This is a genomic window from Limosilactobacillus sp. (assembly GCF_051873035.1).
Lineage (GTDB): Bacteria > Bacillota > Bacilli > Lactobacillales > Lactobacillaceae > Limosilactobacillus.
The window spans coordinates 1-1,587 of sequence record NZ_JBJEEL010000046.1; the positions used below are offsets into that span (position 1 = coordinate 1).

Annotated in this window: 2 rRNA genes; both read right to left on the reverse strand. The window is 50.3% G+C overall.

What is annotated here, in order from left to right:
- Positions 1-388 precede the first annotated feature (388 nt).
- Positions 389-505 (reverse strand): 5S ribosomal RNA (gene rrf, locus ACI31H_RS04425).
- A 100-nt stretch (positions 506-605) separates the two neighbouring features.
- A 23S ribosomal RNA gene (locus tag ACI31H_RS04430) occupies positions 606-1,587 on the reverse strand; the annotation flags it as partial.

A 1,587-nucleotide genomic window follows, 5' to 3' on the forward strand; every position in this document is an offset into this window, starting at 1 on the left:
TTAAAAAGCGCGAACACAACAAACGCGGTGGAGTCCTTAGCTTCGGCCAATTGACGGTATGGCTGCTCGTTTACGAGCAGACGCCGGCAATCCCGGCAGAAGCTTTGGACGTAACCTACAAACACTGAAAGGCTCCGTTTCGGCACATTGTAAGCGGAGTTTAGCCTATAGCAAAGCGTAAGGCTTTTCTATGCCTGGAGCTTGCTATAGGCGTAAACGCAGCCAACCAACCTGAGAAACGGAGACTTTGAGCACTTATACCTTACTTCCGCAACTGCTATTCCCCCACCGCCAGCAATTCACTAAACACAGCAAAAATAAAAAAATAGCAAAAAGACAAAGAAAAAAGCCCGACCGAGAATTAAATCTCTTTCGGGCTTAAATATAATTCCGGCGGTTCCCTACTCTCCCACTTCGTTGCCAAAGCAGTACCATCGGCGTAACTGAGCTTAACTTCTGTGTTCGGGATGGGAACAGGTGGATCCTCAGTGCTAACGCCACCGGAAAATAAACTTGACGTTTCACATTAGAAACTATTGGAAACGAAAGTCAATCTCATCAAGCTAAAACTAAAATTCAGTCACAAAACCCATTTACGAAATTTCGTATCGAAGTCCTCGACTTATTAGTACCGGTTAGCTTAGTGCCTCACAGCACTTACACCTCCGGCCTATTACCAGGTCGTCTTCCTGGAGTCTTAACCGCTCGCGCGGTGGGATATCTTATCTCAGGGCGGGTTTCACGCTTAGATGCTTTCAGCGTTTATCCCATCCAAACATAGCTACCCAGCTCTGCAAATTGGCTTCACAACTGGTTCACCAGAGGTCTGTCCATCCTGGTCCTCTCGTACTAAGGACAGAGCCCTTCAAATATCCTACGCCCACAGCAGATAGGGACCGAACTGTCTCACGACGTTCTGAACCCAGCTCACGTACCGCTTTAATGGGCGAACAGCCCAACCCTTGGGACCGAATACAGCCCCAGGATGCGATGAGCCGACATCGAGGTGCCAAACCACGCCGTCGATATGGACTCTTGGGCGTGATAAGCCTGTTATCCCCGGGGTAGCTTTTATCCGATAAGCGACGGCCCTTCCATTCGGCACCGCCGGATCACTAACTCCGTGTTTCCACTCTGCACGACATGTACGTCTTGCAGTCAAGCTCCCTTATGCGCTTGCACTCTACGGCTGATGTCCAACCAGCCTGAGGGAACCTTTGAACGCCTCCGTTACTCTTTGGGAGGCAACCGCCCCAGTCAAACTGCCCGCCTGACGCTGTCCCGTTACCTGATTAAGGCAAGGGTTAGAAATCCAGCCACTTCAGCGTGGTATCCCACCGACGACTCCGTGCGACCTTGTGACCGCACATCTAAGTCTCCCACATATCCTGTACAGAAGTAACCAAATCCCAACATCAAGTTACAGTAAAGCTCCACGGGGTCTTTCCGTCTTGCTGCGGGTACTCTGCATCTTCACAGAGTTTGCAATTTCGCCGAGATCCCTCTTGAGACAGTGCCCAACTCGTTACGCCATTCGTGCAGGTCAGAACTTACCTGACAAGGAATTTCGCTACCTTAGGACCGTTA